Raw genomic sequence first — 16,623 nt, 5'->3', positions numbered from 1 at the left:
GGGTCCTCCGGCCGCTCGACGGGCGCCGGCCGGGGTGCGCCGGCGCGGGACCAGCCTCCCGCAGGACGGCGCCGGAGCGCCCGCCGGGGCTCAGCCCTCCCGGCGGCCCTTGAACAGCTTCCAGAACGCGCCGGCCTTGGAGCCGTCGCCGCCGGCGACGCCGCCGGCCTCGGCCGGGTCGAGGGAGCCGAGGACGAGCCGCTGCACCGTGTCCGGCCACACCGACAGGAGCAGCCCCGCGCGCGGGTCCTCCCCGCGCTGCCCGTCGCGCCAGGTCTGCCCGTCGATGGACTCCTCGCCGCGCAGCAGCAGGACCAGCTCGGCGCCGCGCAGCACGGTGGACAGGGCCTCGGCGTCCCGCTCGCCCGTGGCGGGGTCCTGGGCCACGAGCGCGCAGCCCAGGCCGCGCACGGGCACGACCCAGGCGTGCACGTCGGCGAGGGTGCACACCTCGGCCAGCTTGCGGGCGTTGGTGGCGGGCACGACGAGCACGGCGGCCTTCGGCGGCTTCGGGCCGAACTCGCGGGCGAACTCCTCGTCGAGGGCGTCGAGGTCGAACGACTCCCCCTCCGGCAGGTCCGGCAGGTCGGGGTGCTCGCGGTCCCCGGGGCCGCCGGGGCCGCCGGGGGTCCCGTCCCGCTCGTCGCCGCTCACGCGAACCGCGCCGTGACGGCCGCGCCGTGCGCGGGCAGGTCCTCGGCCTCGGCCAGGGCCACCACGTGGGCGGCGACCTCGCGCAGGGCCGGCTCGTCGTAGTCGACGACGTGGACGCCGCGCAGGAACGTCTGCACGCTCAGCCCCCCGGTGTGCAGCGCCGTCCCCCCGGTGGGCAGGACGTGGTTGGAGCCGGCGCAGTAGTCGCCCAGCGACACCGGCGAGTGCGGGCCGACGAAGACGGCGCCGGCGCCGCGCACCCGCGCGGCCACCGCGCGGGCGTCGGCGGTCTGCACCTCCAGGTGCTCGGCGGCGTAGGCGTCGACGACCGCCAAGCCCGCCTCGACGTCGTCGACGAGGACGACGGCGGACTGCTCACCGCCCAGGGCCTGCGCGATGCGCTCGGCGTGCCGGGCGGCCGGCACCCGCACGGCCAGGGCGGCGTCGACGGCGTCGGCCAGCGCCTCGGAGTCGGTGACGAGGACCGCGGCGGCCATCGGGTCGTGCTCGGCCTGGCTGACGAGGTCGGCGGCCACGTGGTCGGCGTCGGCGGTGTCGTCGGCCAGGACGGCGATCTCGGTGGGCCCGGCCTCGGAGTCGATGCCGACGACGCCCTGCACGTACCGCTTGGCGGAGGCCACGTACACGTTGCCCGGTCCGGTGACGACGTCCACGGGCTCGACGGCGAGCGCGCCGTCCTCGTCGCGGGCGCCGTAGGCGAACATCGCCACGGCCTGCGCGCCGCCGACCGCGTACACCTCCTGCACGCCCAGCAGGGCGCAGGCGGCGAGGATCGTGGGGTGCGGCAGGCCGCCGTGCTCGCGCTGGGCGGGCGAGGCGACCGCGATCGAGGCGACCCCGGCCTCCTGGGCGGGGACGACGTTCATCACGACGCTGGACGGGTACACCGCGCGCCCGCCGGGCACGTACAGCCCGACGCGGCCCACCGGCACCCAGCGCTCGGTGACGCTGGCCCCGCTCGCCAGGCGGGTGGTGGTCTCGGTGCGGCGCTGGTCGGCGTGCACGAGGCGGGCCCGGCGCACGCTCTCCTCCAGGGCGGCGCGCACGCCGGGGTCCAGCTCCTCCAGCGCCCGCGCCAGGACGGCCGCCGGCACCCGCGGGTCCGGCACGTCGACGCCGTCGAAGCGGCGGGTCAGCTCGCGCAGGGCGGCGGTGCCGCGGGCGCGCACGTCCTCGCAGATGGGGGCGACCACGGCCAGGGCGCTGGCCACGTCGACGCCGGCGCGGGGCACGACGGTGCGCAGGGAGGCGGCGTCCAGGTGCTGCCCGCGCAGGTCGATCCGGCGCAGCGGGGCCGGACCGGCGGCGGGGGCCGCCGGAGCCGGTGCGGGGGTCGTCGCGGGGCTCGTCACGGGGCGGCAGTCTACGGCGCCGGGACGCGGCGGCCGAGCCCGGCGGACCCCCGCGGGCGGTGCGGCTCAGGCGAGCAGCTGCGCGTCCAGGACGGTCACCGCGCGGCCGGTCAGCAGCACGCGGTCGCCGCGCAGCTCGACCTCGAGGACGCCGCCGCGCGGGGAGACCTGGTGGGCGGTGAAGCGGGTGCGGCCCAGCCGCGGCGCCCAGTACGGCGCCAGGGCGCAGTGGGCGCTGCCGGTCACCGGGTCCTCCGCCACCCCGACGCGCGGGCCGAAGAAGCGCGAGACGACGTCGGGCGCGGCCAGCGCGGCGTCCTCCGCCACCGGGCGGGGGGCGGCCGCGGCCGTCACGACGACCCCGCGGGCGTCGATCGCCGCCAGCGCCGCCAGGTCGGGCACCAGCGCGCGGACGGTCTCCTCGTCGGCGACCTCCACCAGCACGTCGTCGCCGCCGCGCGCGCACACCTCGACGCGCACCGCGAGCGCCGCGGCGAGCCGGTCCGCGAGGTCGGCGCCCGGGCCGGCGGGGTCCACCGGCGCGACGGGCTTCGCGGGCAGGTCCAGCACCACCCCGCCGTCGCCCACCTCGGCGCGCAGGTCGCCGCTGCGGGTGGCGAAGACGTAGGGGCCGGTCTCGCCGTCGGCGTGCAGGACGTGCGCGGCGGCCAGGGTCGCGTGCCCGCACAGGTCCACCTCGACGGTGGGCGTGAACCAGCGCAGGCCGTAGCGGCCGGGCGCCCCGCCGCGCACGGCGAACGCCGTCTCGGACAGGTTCAGCTCCGCGGCCACCCCGCGCATCCACGCCTCGTCGCCGGCGCGCGGGTGGCCGGCGTCCAGGACGACGACGGCGGCCGGGTTGCCGGAGAACGGGCGGTCGGTGAACGCGTCGACGGTGCGCAGCCGCACGGTCGCCCCGGAGGCGCTCGCGGAGGCGCTCGGGGAGGCGCTCGGGGAGGTGGTCGGGGCGCCCGGCGGGGTGGTCACGGCGCGAGCCTAGGCCCGGCTCCGCGGCGCGCGGCGGACGTCCCCCTAGGGTGAGCCGCGTGATGCGACGCCTGCCGCTGTTCCCCCTGGGCAGCGTGCTGTTCCCCGGTCTCGTGCTGCCGCTGAACGTCTTCGAGCCGCGCTACCGGCTGCTCGTGCAGGACCTCGTGGCCGCCGGCGAGGCGGAGGACGGGACGCCGCAGGGCTTCGGGGTGGTGGCCATCAAGGCCGGGCACGAGGTGGGCACGGGCAACGCGCAGGCCCTGCACGAGGTCGGCTGCCTGGCCCTGCTGCGGGAGGTCACCGAGCTGGACGACGGCCGCTACGAGGTGGTCACCGTGGGGGCGACCCGCTTCCGCCTGCTCGGCATCGACGAGGAGGCCGGCACCCCGTACCTGACCGGGCTGGTGGAGCCGTTCGGGCAGGACGAGGAGGACCTGGAGGACGACGCCGACGTCGCCGCCCTCGCGCAGGGCGTGGCCACCCGCTTCGACCAGTACCGCGAGGCCCTCGACATCGGCGGCTCCGCGGTCCCCGAGGACCCGTCCGTGCTGTCGTACCTCGTGGCCGCCGCGATGGTGCTGCAGGTGCCGCAGCGCCAGGAGCTGCTGGAGGAGCCGGACACCGCCTCGCGGCTGCGCGCCGAGCTGGCGCTGCTGCGCCGCGAACTGGGACTGGTGAGGGCGCTCGGCGCGGTCCCGGCCACCGAGCTGCCCGGCCCGCCGGCCAACCCCAACTGAGACCGGACTGCGGGAGGAGCGGCGTGGCCAAGCGGGGCGGACGGGCGCCGGAGGCCGCCACCCCGGCGCTGGCGGCGCTGGTGGCGGCGGGGGTGGCGCACACCGCGCGCCCCTACGCGCACGCGGCGGACGAGCACGCCTACGGCGAGGAGGCCGTGCGGGCGCTGCGCGCCGGCGGCCTCGACGTCGTCGCCGAGCAGGTGTTCAAGACGCTCGTGGCCGACGTGGACGGCCGCCTCGTCGTCGCCGTCGTCCCCGTGCCCCGCAGCCTGGACCTCAAGGCGCTCGCCGCGGCGGCCGGCGGCAAGCGGGCGGCGATGGCCGACCCGGCGCGCGCGCAGCGCTCCAGCGGCTACGTCCTGGGCGGCATCAGCCCGCTCGGGCAGCGCACACCGCTGCCGACGGTGGTGGACGCCTCCGCCGCGGGGTTCGCGACCGTGCTGGTCAGCGCGGGACGGCGGGGGCTGCAGGTGGAGCTGGCGCCGGAGGACCTGGTGCGGCTGACGGGCGCGACGCTGGCGGACGTCGCCCGCTGACCTCCTCGCCCGGGCGTCTCAGCCCTCCGGTCGGCGCACCCAGTCGCCGACGGCCGAGGCCAGCGTGACCAGCGCGACGACCGCCGCCGCGGCGAACGGCTGGACGAGGACGACGCCCCACGCCAGCAGGCCCACGTGCGCCGGGTCCGCGGGGTCCGCCGGCGGCAGGGCGCTGCCCGTCCCCGCCGCCAGGAGCGCACCGGCCAGGGCGCCGGCCACGGCGGTCAGCAGGGTCGCCAGTGGCGCGGGGCGGGCCGTGCGCAGGACGAGCACGCCGACGAGGACACCGGCGAGCCCGGTGAGCACCGCGAAGGAGCCGTCGCGGGCCACCTGCAGCGCCGCCGGGGTGGCGACGACGGGCTCTCCGACGAGCCACCCCGGCGGGGTGCGGGCCAGCGCCCACCACGCCACGCCCAGCAGCAGGCCGGTCACGGCCTGGCCCAGGAGCAGCAGGACGAGCGGACGGCGGCCGTCCGCGCGCGAGCGCTGGGGCGCTGCCGCGGCCGGCCGGCCCTCCGCAGGGGCCGCGGGTCCGAGGTGATCGCTCACCCCAGGACCCTACGGGTGCCCGCGCGCCGGTGCCGCGCAGTGCCGGCGGTTCAGAGGCTCGCGGTGCGCTCCTCGACCGCGGTCAGGTCGACGACCCGTGCAGCCCGCTCAGCAGGCGCGGCGGCCTGCAGCGCCCGCTCCACGGAGGCGACGTCGACGAGGGGCGCGAGCTCGGCGGCCGGCACCTGGGACGGGATGCGCACCGGCACCCGGACCGGCTTGCGCAGCCGCTCGACGACCAGGGCGGTCAGCACCCGGAAGCCGTCGCGGAAGGTGTTCAGGTTCGACTCGCCGTGGATGCGCGGGTGCTCGAAGCTGGGCACCTCGGTGATCGTCAGCTTCGACTTCGCGATCCGCGTGTTGATGAGCGTCTCGATCTCGAACCCGTCGCCCCAGCGCTTCTCGTCCCTGCTCTCCCCCGAGGGGTCCAGCTCCAGCACCTGCAGGCACTGCGTCCAGAAGGCGTTGTAGCCGTAGCACAGGTCGGTGTAGCGGGTGCCGAACAGCACGTTCGCCACGAGGTTCAGGCCCCAGTTGCCCACCTTGCGCAGGCGGGTGATGTCGGTGCTGCCCCCACCGGCGATGAAGCGGCTGCCCTTGGCGAAGTGCGCGCCGGCCGTCAGCGCGGCCACGTAGCGCTCGATCTCGCCCGGGTGCGCCGAACCGTCGGCGTCCAGCATGACGATGACGTCACCGGTGACGGCGGCGAAACCGCAGGCCATCGCGTTGCCCTTGCCGCGGCGGTTCTGCAGGACGATCTTCACGTCCGGGCGCAGCGCCTTGGCGGTCTCGATGGTCCCGTCGGTGGAGCGACCGTCCACGACGATGACCTCGTGCAGGTCCTCGGGCAGCAGCGCGAACACGTGCGGCAGGTTCGCCGCCTCGTTGTAGGTCGGGACGACCACGCTCACGCGCGGCGCAGTGACGACAGCCTCGTTCTCGGACATGGCGCTCCCCCGGTGCTCGAACGGTCAGGGGCCCGGTTTCGCCTCTCGCTCCCCGCCGGGCCACGGCGACCAAGGACGCCCGACGGATCACAGCTCACCCGATGCTTCCTCGCACGTTCACCGGCGCGTTGCACCGGTGGCGGAGGAACTGCGAGAACGGTAGTTCTTGAGGAAACTGACAGTCACACGATCAGCACTCGATGCACCCGTCCGGACGAGCGGGTGCCGCAGCAGCTCGTCAGGGGAGTTCCCGCGGCCGGGGCGGTCCCTCCACGGTGACGGCTGCGAGTTCCACCCGTTCCAGGAGTTCCTCGAGCAGCCTGAGCAGGACCCGGTCGTCCTGCTCGTGCTGGAGGGCGACGCACGCGGTCAGCCGGCCTCCGGCCGCGGTCAAGGACCCGAGGGGCGGGAGGGCCCCACGGGCTGCCAGCTCCGGCGCCGACACGTGCGACGGCAGCCGCCCGTCCACCGGTGCGGCGCTGCCCCGCACCGCGGACCGCACCGTCCAGCTCTGCTCCCGGGCCGCGGGCCGCAGCTCGACGGACACCAGGAGCACCGGGACGTCGGCGTCCGTCTCGCGGGAGCGGACGAGCACGGTGGTGACGAGCGCACCCCGCCCCGCTCGCACCCCCTCGACGGCGATCTCCACTCCCACCTGGTGGGCCTCCAGGAGCTCCGGCACCGGGAGCTCGCGCTGGAGGTAGAGGAGCGGCACGACCGACCAACCGCAGCGCTCCGTCAGAGTCCTCACGGCTCGGTGGCGCACGGTCGCAGCGCGCCGGCGACGCCGCCGTCCCGTTCCTCCGCCGGTACCCCACACCGGACGACCCCCTCATAGGTCGCAGGGCGTCGAGTGATCTCAGGGCACAGTGTGTCACGGCACCGGGCACCCCGTGAAGGTGCGGGCGAAGCCCCGGGACGACCCCCCGCCGGAGCGACGGACCGTCCCCGTCCGGGCGGCCCGGTGGTTCAGCGGGTGCTGGCGTGCCTGCGCGCGTCAGTGAGGTCGATGACCACCGGGACCTGCTCAGCCGGGGTGAGGACGTCCGCCGCCGGCACCGGCGCGGGTGCGTTCCGCAACGTCTGCTCCACAGCGGCGATGTCGACGACGGGAGCCACCACGGGGACGACACCGTGACGGGTGGCGTGGACGGCCTGCACGGGGATGCGCACCGGCACCCGGACCGGCTTGCGCAGCCGCTCGACGACCAGGGCGGTCAGCACCCGGAAGCCGTCGCGGAAGGTGTTCAGGTTCGACTCGCCGTGGATGCGCGGGTGCTCGAAGCTGGGCACCTCGGTGATCGTCAGCTTCGACTTCGCGATCCGCGTGTTGATGAGCGTCTCGATCTCGAACCCGTCGCCCCAGCGCTTCTCGTCCCTGCTCTCCCCCGAGGGGTCCAGCTCCAGCACCTGCAGGCACTGCGTCCAGAAGGCGTTGTAGCCGTAGCACAGGTCGGTGTAGCGGGTGCCGAACAGCACGTTCGCCACGAGGTTCAGGCCCCAGTTGCCCACCTTGCGCAGGCGGGTGATGTCGGTGCTGCCCCCACCGGCGATGAAGCGGCTGCCCTTGGCGAAGTGCGCGCCGGCCGTCAGCGCGGCCACGTAGCGCTCGATCTCGCCCGGGTGCGCCGAACCGTCGGCGTCCAGCATGACGATGACGTCACCGGTGACGGCGGCGAAACCGCAGGCCATCGCGTTGCCCTTGCCGCGGCGGTTCTGCAGGACGATCTTCACGTCCGGGCGCAGCGCCTTGGCGGTCTCGATGGTCCCGTCGGTGGAGCGACCGTCCACGACGATGACCTCGTGCAGGTCCTCGGGCAGCAGCGCGAACACGTGCGGCAGGTTCGCCGCCTCGTTGTAGGTCGGGACGACCACGCTCACGCGCGGCGCAGTGACGACAGCCTCGTTCTCGGACATGGCGCTCCCCCGGTGCTCGAACGGTCAGGGGCCCGGTTTCGCCTCTCGCTCCCCGCCGGGCCACGGCGACCAAGGACGCCCGACGGATCACAGCTCACCCGATGTCAGCCCCTGCAGAAGACCCGTGCAGACCCACCCCGCTGGGGATCCAGGAGCTGAGTGAGACTCTAACGACCTGCTGGCACACGTGGCTACACGACGAGCACCAATTCATCACAAGAGATGGGTCCGTAGTCCGCTGTGACTAGTCCTCACGGGGGTTCTCCGCACCTCTGCCCGCGCATTTGCTACCGAGAGTGCTAAACAGTGACGCTCAGGTATGACACGTACCCGCGCGGCGCGACCGGCGCGAGCGGAAGCCGCTCCCGTCCTACGATCGGTCCGCCCCTCCGACCCGGCGGCCGGCGCAGGGTTCCGGCCGCCCCACCCGTTCGACACAGCGAGGAGGAGGACGACCGGTGCAGGCAGACAGCGCCGTGCTGGTCGCGACGGCCGACGCGCCGACCGCGGACACCGCGGACGTGGTGGACAGCGTGCACCGAGCGGTCCGGGCAGCCACCCGCACCGACGACCACCACTGCCGCACCGCGTGGGTGCTGGTGACCGTCCGGGGCACGCCCCTGGGCGTCATCCCCCGCGCCCCGCTGCCCCTCGACCGGGACGACGTGACCCGCCGCGTCCGGGAGATGTCGCCCGGCCCCCGACCCCGGACGTCCCCCGTCCTGACGTGCCGCGCACCGCTGTCCAGCGCCACGGTCGTCGTCGCGACCGCCGTCCGGCGGCCCGGTGGCCTGAGAGCGTGCCTGGAGAGCATCGCTCAGCTGGACCACGACGACCACGACGTCGTGGTGGTCGACAACCGGCCGGAAGCCCCTGCGGCCGATGCGCTGCCCGACCTCGTGGCCGGCCTTCCCCGCGTCCGCGTGGTGCGCGAGGCGCGACCGGGCGTGGGGGCCGCGCGCAACGCGGGCCTCGCAGCCGCCACCGGGCGAGTGGTCGCCTTCACGGACGACGACGTGCGCGTCGACCGGGGGTGGCTCACCGCCCTCGTGCAGCGGCTCGACTCCTCCCCCGAGGTGCACGCGGCCACCGGCCTGGTCGTGCCGAGCGAGCTCGTCACCCCCGCGCAGCAGCGCTACGAGCTCCACTACGGCGGCGCCGGTGCGCCGAGGGTGCTCGAGGCCCACGACGTCCGGCTGCGGGCCGGTGCCGGCAAGTGGATCGATCCGCGGTTGCGCGTGCGGACCCCTCGCGGTGGCGCGGGCGTCAGCTCGCTGACCGCCTACGGCGTCGGGGCGTACGGCAGCGGCTCGAGCATGGCCTTCCGCCGGGACGTCCTGGTGGCGCTGGGCGGGTTCGACCCGGCGCTCGGGACGGGGACCCCCTCGTGCGGCGGAGAGGACCTGCGCGTCCTGGTCCAGGTCCTCTACCGGGGAGGCACCGTCGCGTACGAGCCGCGGGCCGTCGCGCACCACCGGCACCGGCGCTCGGACCGAGCGCTGCGCGAGCAGGTGCGCGGCGGGGGCGTGGGCTTCACCGCGATGATCACCTCCCTGGTCCTGCAGGACCCCCGCCACCTGCTGGCGCTCGGCTGCACCGCGCCGACGGCCGGGCTGCGCAAGCTCGCGGGTGCGCGCGCGGCCACCGCAGCACCGCCCCCGGCGGATGACGACGGCGCCGAGCTGCACGAGCTCGCACGGGTCGAGGCGGAGGGCCTGCGCGCCGGACCGGGCGCGTACCTGCGCAGCCGCCGCGCGGCGCGTACGGCGGTCGGGGCGGACGCGGTGGAGTCGGTGACCGTGGCGACGGCCGCGGCGCGAGGACAGGAGGAACGTCGATGACGGGTTCGCGCACGACGACAGCGGTCGTGGTCTGCGCCTACACCGAGGAGCGCTGGGGTGACCTGCTCGACGGGTACCGGGCGCTGCAGCGGCAGACCCTGCCCCCGGACGAGGTCGTCGTCGTCATCGACCACAACGACGCCCTGCTGCGACGCGCCCGCGCCACCCTGACGGCGGCCACGGTCGTCCCGAACAGGCTCGAGCGCGGGCTCTCCGGAGCGCGGAACACGGGTGCCGCCGAAGCCTCCGCCGACCTCCTGCTCTTCCTCGACGACGACGCCGTCCCCTCCGACGACTGGGTGCAGCGGAGCACCACCCCCTTCGAGGACCCCTCGGTGATCGGCGTGGGCGGGTGGGCCGTCCCGCAGTGGAGGGGGTCCACCCGCCCCGGTTGGCTCCCCGAGTCCTTCCTGTGGGTCGTCGGGTGCAGCTACGAGGGACTGCCGCGGCACGTCGCGGAGATCCGCAACCCCATCGGCGCCACCATGGCTCTGCGACGGTCGTCCGTCCTGGACGCGGGCGGTTTCACCTCGGGCATCGGCCGGGTGGGCAAGCACCCCGTGGGGTGCGAGGAGACGGAGCTGTCCATCCGCATGCGGCGGCTGTCACCCGGCGCGCGCATCCTGCTCGAACCGGCGGCCGTGGTCCACCACCGGGTGACAGCCGAGCGCACGACCGGGCGGTACTTCCTCCGCCGCTGCTTCTGGGAGGGGTACTCGAAGGCCCTCGTGGCCCGGGTCGTCGGCACCGACGGTGCGCTCTCGTCGGAGCGCGCCTACTCGACGCGCGTCCTCCCCGCGGCCGTCGCGAGGGGGGTCGCGCGCGCCGCGCGGCACGGCGACCTCGACGCCGGGGCCCAGGCGGCCGCCGTCGTCGCCGGCTTCGGCACGACCGCCGCGGGGTACGCGTACGGGCTGCTGACCGCCGCCCGGGGTGCCGGCACGCCGGACCAGGGGGCCGGAGCTCGTCGCGAGCAGCTGCCCGTGGCGTGCGGTGAGGTGGAGCTGACGCGGGGGCAGGCGGGTGTTCCCGCTCCGCCGCCCGGCGCGGCGTCGCTGCGCCTCCTGCTGAGGTCCCGCGGCGAGGTGCTGGGCTACGCCACCGCCCCGGGTGGGAGCGCTCCCCGCCTCGAGGAGCTCGAGCGGCAGCTGACGCCGGCGGCCCGGCAGCGGGCGGAGTCCGGCGAGAGCACTCCCCTGGCGGCCGTCCCCGCCGACCGGCGGGTGACCGTGGCGGTGTGCACCCGTCAGCGCCCCCGGGAGCTCGAGCGCTGCCTCACCTCCCTGACGGGCCTCACCTACGCCGACCTGGAGGTCCTCGTCGTCGACAACGCTCCTCGCGACGACAGCACGCGCGAGGTCGTGCAGCGGGTGGCGCGCGTCGACCCCCGCGTCCGCTACGTCCGGGAACCGGCGCCCGGGCTCTCGCGGGCGCGCAACCGGGCCCTGCGGGAAGCGGAGGGGGACGTCCTGGCGTTCACCGACGACGACTGCCGCGTGGACCCCCTGTGGGTCGACGCGCTCGTCCGCGGTTTCCAGCGCCGCGAGGACGTCGGGTGCGTCACGGGTCTCGTCTCCACGGCTTCGCTCGAGGACCCCGTCGAGTCGTGGTTCGAGGACCGCGTCTCCTGGTCGGAGGTCCACCCGCCCGCCCTCCACGCCCGCTCCTCAGCGCCCGCCGACGAGCCGCTGTTCCCTTACGCGGCCGGAGGTTTCGGCACCGGCGCGAACTTCGCCGTCGACACCCGGCTCCTGCGCCGGCTCGGGGGTTTCGACGAGGCGCTGGGAGCCGGTACGCCCAGCCGCGGCGGCGAGGACCTGGACCTGTTCGTCCGGGTGCTCAACGCAGGAGCAGCCATCGCCCAGGAACCCTCGGCCGTCGTGTGGCACTACCACCGCGCGGACCTGGCGGCCCTGCGGCGACAGGTGTACGGCTACGGCTCCGGCCTGAGCGCGTTCTACGCGAAGCTGCTGGCCGACCCCACCACCAGGACGGACGTCCTCAAGCGCGTTCCCGCCGGAGCGGCCCGGCTGGCCCTCCTGCGCGAGCGGGCCGCCCGCCCCGGCCGGGTGGGCGACCGCCCGCCGCGGGACCTGTTCGCGCGGGAGCTGAGCGGCATGGCGGCCGGCCCGCTGCTCTACTGGCGCGGCCGCCGCGGCGCGCAGCGCTGAACGCCGGCACCCGGCGGCTCACACGGCGCGCTCACGGCGCTGGGCGAGCCTGATCCGCCAGGCGAACCACGGCAGGCACGCGACCCCCGCCCCGAACAGGAGCCAGCGGTCCACACCCAGCGCCGGCAGCGCCAGGGCGCAGCCCCCCAGCGCGACGGTGCCGCCCGCGGCCAGGACGGTGCGCACGCGGCTGCGGGGCCAGAGCCCCTGGCGACGGGTGTACCACCACAGGCACACCGCCTGGAGCCCGGAGGCCACGACCGTGGCCAGCGCGGCCCCCGTCACCCCCAGAGGTCCGATGAGCACGATGTTGAGGACCACGTTGCTCACCGCGGCGATCAGCACGGAGACGGCGATCGGACGGCTCCTGCGGGCCATGACGAGCGCGCGCTCGGCGGCGGTCGACACGATCGTCGGGAAGGCCGTCACGAGGACCAGGTAGGTGACGGGCACCAGGCTGTCGGTGCGGAACGACGGCGGCGCCACCACCGACAGGACGACCGGGGCGCCGCAGGTGAGACCGATGACGACGGGCAGGAGGATGCCCACCATCTCGTCGCGCGAGGTGCCGAGGACGTCGCGCCGCCGGACCTCGTCGCGGATCGCGCTGAGGCCGGCCGTCCACGCGGCGCTCGTGGCGCCGATGAGGATGACGACGACCGAACCGACCGTGTAGGCGATCTGGTACCTGCCCACCTCCTCCGACCCGAGCCAGCGCTGCAGGATGAGGCGGTCGCTGGCGTTGAGGACGAAGGTGGACAGACCGGCGATCGCCAGGGGCACCCCGATCGCCACGGCACGGGCGACGAGGCCTTCGGCGCGGACCCCGCGCAGGGTGGGACGCGTCAGCACGACCGCGAGCACGGCAGCCGCCGCCAGGCTGACGACCCCTCCCCACGCGTACGCGGCGGCGGAACCGGGCCGAGCGCCCAGGAGCACCAGACCCACCAGTTGCGAGGCGACGGTCGCGAGGAAGTTGAGCACGGTGAAGGCGCGGAGGCGGTCCTGCGCCATGAGCAGCGCGAGGCAGACCTGCACGAAGGCCGAGGGGGCGGTCCACAGCACCGCCGGCCACACGACGTCGACGTGCTGCGAGAGGCCGAGGACCGGCGTCCACGCACCCGCCGTGACCAGCGCGACGGACGTCACGGCCGTGCCGACGACGGCGCTCAGCGCCAGCAGCGTCCGCGCGCCCGCGAGGCCGGAGTCCTGGTTGTGCTCGACCACGACGGCGCGGTCGGCGCCGAGGACGGCGACGACGATCAGGATCTGGTTGAGGGCGATCGCCGAGGACAGCGCGCCGAACTGGCCGGGGCCCAGGGCGTGGGCCAGGACGGGTGAGATGACCACCGAGCTGCCGATCTGGAGGCACCACCCCACGACGAACAACAGCCCCCGGCCGAAGAGGGAGTCGGGAGAACCGCCGGGACCCCGTTCGGGGTCCTCGGCGCCTCCCCGGTCGGCCGCACCCGGAGTCGTCACCGGTCTGCCGCCCGCAGTTCGCGGTCGATCGCGTCCGGGAGCCCGGGGCTGCCGCTCGTCGAGAGCTTGCGCGCGAAGAACATCGGGTGCCCGGTGAGCTGGCCGCCGCGGGCCCGGCGCAGCGCGGGCATGTCGGCCAGCGTCAGCCACGGAGGGCTCTTGCGCCGCTCGGCGCCCCACCCGATGTACCACAGCGCCAGCGAGGTGCTCGAGGCCGCGTAACCGGGGACGAGCCGGGGGGTGTTGAGGACGGAGGGGATGAAGCTCTCGTCCGGGGCCCACGCGCGCCGCCAGAACCGGACAAGACCCGGTTCGTCGTCGACGACCCGCAGCAGGGCCTCGACGTGCTCGCGGGCGAGCACCTTGTAGGCGGAACCCCCGTGGAAGGCGACGTCCTCGGGCAGCCGACGCGGTACGGGCAGGCGCAGCATCTTCCGGCGCCACGAGGTGTGCGCGAAGCGCAACCGGTGCATGCCCCCGGCGACCCCCCAGCCGGGGAACGGGAGGCTGTGGTGCTCGGCGAAGGACGAACCCGGGTGGGTGCCCACGAAGTCGGAGACGGTGGAGCTGCTGGCCAGCGGGTAGTCGCTGCCGCTGAGGAGCGCGACGTGGGTCACGTGCGGCAGGGACAGCGCCCGCCGGTAGCCGTCCAGCTCGACCTCGACGCCGTCCCAGGTGGCCCAGCGGGTCCTGCGCCGCTCCAGCAGGCGGCACCGCGCCGGGAGACCCTCCACCATGGCGCGGAACACGGGTTCCGGTGTCGCGGCGTCGCAGTGCAGGAAGACGGGGAAGGGGTCGAGGGCCTCGACGAGGCGGCGGACCTGGGGCGGGTCGTCGTGGGCCAGGACCACGCACGCCAGCGGTGGACCGGCCGCGGGCACCGCGGTCACCGGCTCCCCCCCGCCCGCCGGTACACCCGCACCTCGGGCTGGTCGAGCACCGTCGTGAAACCCGCGCCGGCCAGCGACGCCTCCAGACGGTCGAGGTCCCCGGGCGAGACGAGGCAGGCGTAGGCGCAGTACCGGGTGGTGGCGTCGGAGAAGACCATCCAGGTGGCCCCCTCCGCGCTCGTCAGGGCCCGCGCGTACTCGTCGACCTCGTCCACCGCCAGCGGCTCGGGCACCTGGCCGACCAGGTCGTTGACGGCCACCACCGGAGGAGCTTCCAGACCGACCGAGACGGGCAGGGGGACGTTCGGGCTGGGCGCGACCACGACGTCCTCGGAGACCGCGCGCTCGGCGATCAGGCGCGAGGCGCGCAGGTCGGCGACGTCGACGTGGAACCTCGACTCCGGCTGCAGGCTGACAGCGGTGAACAGGCTCGCGACGACGAGCAGGGGGACACCGAACCGCACGGCCGACCCCCGCGCGGCGGATCCCGGCCCCCCGCGACCGTCGGCCCGGAGCGAGGGCCACACCGCCCAGGCGGCGGCGACGCTCAGCCACGGGAGGGCGAAGAGCACGACCCGCAGCCGCCCCTCCCCGCCGTAGGTCTGCCCCGCGAGCACGAGAGCCGGGCTGAAGGCCAACCAGAACACCACGAGGGCCTGCCGCAGCATGCCCGCCCGGGCCCGGCGGACGAGCCCGACCGCTCCCCACGCGTAGACGGCGGCCGTGAGCGACCACGTCCCGTAGCCCTGCAGCACGTCGGCGAACGGCCTGGCGGCGCGGTTGCCGGGCGAGTAGGTGGCGTTCGCCACCGGGTCGAAACCGCTGAAGATCCCGAAGCTGGAGCGGATGTAGTCGAGGTTCAGCACGAGGTAGGCCACGGTCACCACGGCCATGGCCACTGGCAGCCCCCGGGGTCGGACCAGACCCAGGACGCTGAGGGGCAGCAGCGCGAGGACGACGAAGTAGGGCGTCAACTGGTGGCTGCTGGTCACCGCGGTGTGCAGCGCCAGCACGAGCAGCGCGGTACCCAGCGCCGACGTCCCCGCGCGCGGCGGCGCGGCGTCGGCGCCACCCGGGACGAGCAGCGCACCGGAACCCCTGCGCGCGCCCAGCACCGTGCTCGCGGCCCGCTCGACGAGGCGGCCCAGGCGTCCCGGCTCGCCACCGCCGGACAGGCTCAGGACGAGGAGGAAGCCGGCCAGGGCGAGCGCGTAGGCGTACGCCTGGGGGGCGAAGTAGTTCTGCCCGATCCAGTTGCCGACGGTGAAGACGAGTCCGGCCGCCCAGGCGGTGCGCCGGGAACGCGTCAAGAGGAACGCGATCGCCACCACCAGGAACACGTTGACCAGCGCGAACCCGGGTTCGGCCCAGGCGGCGTAGGTGGCGGCGCTCGGCACCCCGAGCACGTGGTCCACGATCGCGGCGGCACCGAAGAAGGTGGGCCAGCGCTGGTAGATGTCCGGGTCCTGGCTGATGACACCCGTCCGCACGAAGTAGTCGGCCACGGCCACGTGCTTGTAGGTCCAGGAGAAGCGGGGCACCGCCTCGACGACGGCGGGGGTCGCGTAGTAGACGACCTGCAGCAGGACCAGCGGCACGGCCGGCCACGCTCGGCGACCACCCCGGAGCAGCTCGCCGAGCGCCCAGAGGAGGGTCACGGCGAGAGCCGCGTACCACGTCAGGGGCAGGACCTCGAGCAGGCCCCACACGCCCATCCCGTCGATGTCCGCGCCGAGGACCGCCGTGGACCACAGCGCGAGCACGAGGACCAGCAGGGCCGGGCGCACGAGGAGCCGCGGCCACGCACGCCGCTGGGGACCGGCCCCGGCCACCGGCCCGGCCCCCGCGGGCGGTCGGCCCGACCGGCGGAGCGCACGCGCGCAGCGCAACGACGCCACCGCCGTCCCGACCACCAGGGCGGCGACCGCGGCGGCGGTCGGGTACCACCCCACGAGCTCGAGCTGGACGAGGGCCAGGAGTCCGAGCACGCCCAGGCCCACCGCGGGAGCGAGCGCCCAGCGGGCCCAGGGTTCGAGGTGCCGCAGGCCGCCCACCACGGCCGTCCCGGGCACGAGCACGAGCGCGACGGCGCCGAGCACCGCCGCCGCGGGGGGTGCGGGCAGGCCGCGCGCGCTGGTCGACACGACGACGGCGAGGCCGGCAGCGCCCAGGACGACCGTGGCGACGTCGGCACCGGTCCGGCGCGGCGGTAGCGCGCTGGACGGTCCCGGGCGGCTGTCGACGTCAGCGGCTCGCCCGTGCATGCAGAAACCTCCCGGTGGAACGCGGACGAGGCCTGCAGCCTGCGTGCGCGTCGCGGCAGCTGCTCCTCCCTGTGGACGCCAGTGTCGCAGTCACCATATCCACGGGCGGGCGCTGCGGGAGCGGTGTCGACCGTTCGGGGGCGCGGCGCCCACCACCCGGGTGATGCCCGCCCCGGGCCCGCGCACGGCTGGCATCATGACCGGGTGAGCGTGCAGCGGCTCGTCCCCACCCTTGCTCCGGCGCACCCGTCACGTCCGGCGGTGGGACGCGG

General features: G+C 75.6%; 14 protein-coding genes. 4 read left to right on the top strand and 10 right to left on the bottom strand.

Going from position 1 to position 16,623, the window contains the following annotated elements; translation table 11 throughout:
- Nucleotides 1-90: 90 nt before the first annotated feature.
- The 3 genes from AB8M62_RS05965 to AB8M62_RS05955 form a co-directional block, all read right to left on the bottom strand.
- Entirely contained in the window at nucleotides 91-654 is a 564-nt protein-coding gene (locus AB8M62_RS05965; protein WP_369053487.1) for a hypothetical protein, read from the bottom strand.
- Nucleotides 651-1,964 carry a histidinol dehydrogenase gene (gene hisD, locus AB8M62_RS05960; RefSeq protein ID WP_369053651.1) on the bottom strand — a complete coding sequence of 438 codons (1,314 nt, stop codon included), beginning with the start codon at nucleotides 1,962-1,964 and terminating at the stop codon, nucleotides 651-653. The genes AB8M62_RS05965 and hisD overlap by 4 nt, the downstream gene beginning before the upstream one ends.
- A gap of 129 nt (nucleotides 1,965-2,093) precedes the next feature.
- The gene (locus AB8M62_RS05955) at nucleotides 2,094-3,014 is read right to left on the bottom strand and encodes a PhzF family phenazine biosynthesis protein (RefSeq protein WP_369068943.1); all 921 of its coding nucleotides are present in this window, start codon (nucleotides 3,012-3,014) and stop codon (nucleotides 2,094-2,096) included.
- A gap of 59 nt (nucleotides 3,015-3,073) precedes the next feature.
- Between AB8M62_RS05955 and AB8M62_RS05950 the strand changes: the two genes are divergently transcribed.
- Together AB8M62_RS05950 and ybaK are read left to right on the top strand one after the other, a co-directional pair.
- Nucleotides 3,074-3,754 (top strand): LON peptidase substrate-binding domain-containing protein, encoded by a 681-nt coding sequence (locus AB8M62_RS05950; protein WP_369068942.1) that lies wholly within the window; start codon nucleotides 3,074-3,076, stop codon nucleotides 3,752-3,754.
- A 23-nt stretch (nucleotides 3,755-3,777) separates the two neighbouring features.
- Nucleotides 3,778-4,290 (top strand): Cys-tRNA(Pro) deacylase, encoded by a 513-nt coding sequence (ybaK, locus tag AB8M62_RS05945; protein ID WP_369068941.1) that lies wholly within the window; start codon nucleotides 3,778-3,780, stop codon nucleotides 4,288-4,290.
- Between the two features lie 18 nt (nucleotides 4,291-4,308).
- On the opposite strand, the gene AB8M62_RS05940 is transcribed toward ybaK, so the two are convergent.
- The 4 genes from AB8M62_RS05940 to AB8M62_RS05925 form a co-directional block, all read right to left on the bottom strand.
- The gene (locus tag AB8M62_RS05940) at nucleotides 4,309-4,839 is read right to left on the bottom strand and encodes a hypothetical protein (RefSeq protein WP_369068940.1); all 531 of its coding nucleotides are present in this window, start codon (nucleotides 4,837-4,839) and stop codon (nucleotides 4,309-4,311) included.
- 50 nt (nucleotides 4,840-4,889) lie between these two features.
- Entirely contained in the window at nucleotides 4,890-5,786 is an 897-nt protein-coding gene (locus AB8M62_RS05935) for a glycosyltransferase family 2 protein (protein WP_369068939.1), read from the bottom strand.
- Nucleotides 5,787-6,024: 238 nt separating this feature from the next.
- Entirely contained in the window at nucleotides 6,025-6,501 is a 477-nt protein-coding gene (locus AB8M62_RS05930) for a hypothetical protein (protein WP_369068938.1), read from the bottom strand.
- Between the two features lie 254 nt (nucleotides 6,502-6,755).
- Nucleotides 6,756-7,703 carry a glycosyltransferase family 2 protein gene (locus tag AB8M62_RS05925; RefSeq protein WP_369068937.1) on the bottom strand — a complete coding sequence of 316 codons (948 nt, stop codon included), beginning with the start codon at nucleotides 7,701-7,703 and terminating at the stop codon, nucleotides 6,756-6,758.
- Nucleotides 7,704-8,161: 458 nt separating this feature from the next.
- Here AB8M62_RS05925 and AB8M62_RS05920 point away from each other — a divergent pair, with 458 nt between their 5' ends.
- The gene (locus AB8M62_RS05920; protein WP_369068936.1) at nucleotides 8,162-9,544 is read left to right on the top strand and encodes a glycosyltransferase family 2 protein; all 1,383 of its coding nucleotides are present in this window, start codon (nucleotides 8,162-8,164) and stop codon (nucleotides 9,542-9,544) included.
- A complete protein-coding gene (locus AB8M62_RS05915; RefSeq protein WP_369068935.1) occupies nucleotides 9,541-11,715 on the top strand; it encodes a glycosyltransferase in 2,175 nt (724 codons plus the stop codon). The genes AB8M62_RS05920 and AB8M62_RS05915 overlap by 4 nt, the downstream gene beginning before the upstream one ends.
- Before the next feature lie 18 nt (nucleotides 11,716-11,733).
- Here the strand turns inward: AB8M62_RS05915 and AB8M62_RS05910 are convergent, their stop codons facing one another.
- From AB8M62_RS05910 to AB8M62_RS05900, 3 genes are all read right to left on the bottom strand, one after another.
- A complete protein-coding gene (locus tag AB8M62_RS05910) occupies nucleotides 11,734-13,065 on the bottom strand; it encodes a lipopolysaccharide biosynthesis protein (protein ID WP_369068934.1) in 1,332 nt (443 codons plus the stop codon).
- A 128-nt stretch (nucleotides 13,066-13,193) separates the two neighbouring features.
- Complete coding sequence (locus AB8M62_RS05905) at nucleotides 13,194-14,087, bottom strand: beta-1,6-N-acetylglucosaminyltransferase (protein WP_369068933.1); 894 nt, start codon at nucleotides 14,085-14,087, stop codon at nucleotides 13,194-13,196.
- Nucleotides 14,084-16,351 carry a hypothetical protein gene (locus AB8M62_RS05900; protein ID WP_369068932.1) on the bottom strand — a complete coding sequence of 756 codons (2,268 nt, stop codon included), beginning with the start codon at nucleotides 16,349-16,351 and terminating at the stop codon, nucleotides 14,084-14,086. Before AB8M62_RS05900 ends, AB8M62_RS05905 begins: the two co-directional genes overlap by 4 nt.
- Nucleotides 16,352-16,623: the final 272 nt, after the last annotated feature.

Origin of the sequence: Kineococcus terrestris, from assembly GCF_041020755.1 — a bacterium.
GTDB lineage: Bacteria > Actinomycetota > Actinomycetes > Actinomycetales > Kineococcaceae > Kineococcus > Kineococcus terrestris.
Note: the sequence above shows the minus strand (reverse complement) of the source record. Positions and strands in the feature narration are given on the sequence as shown.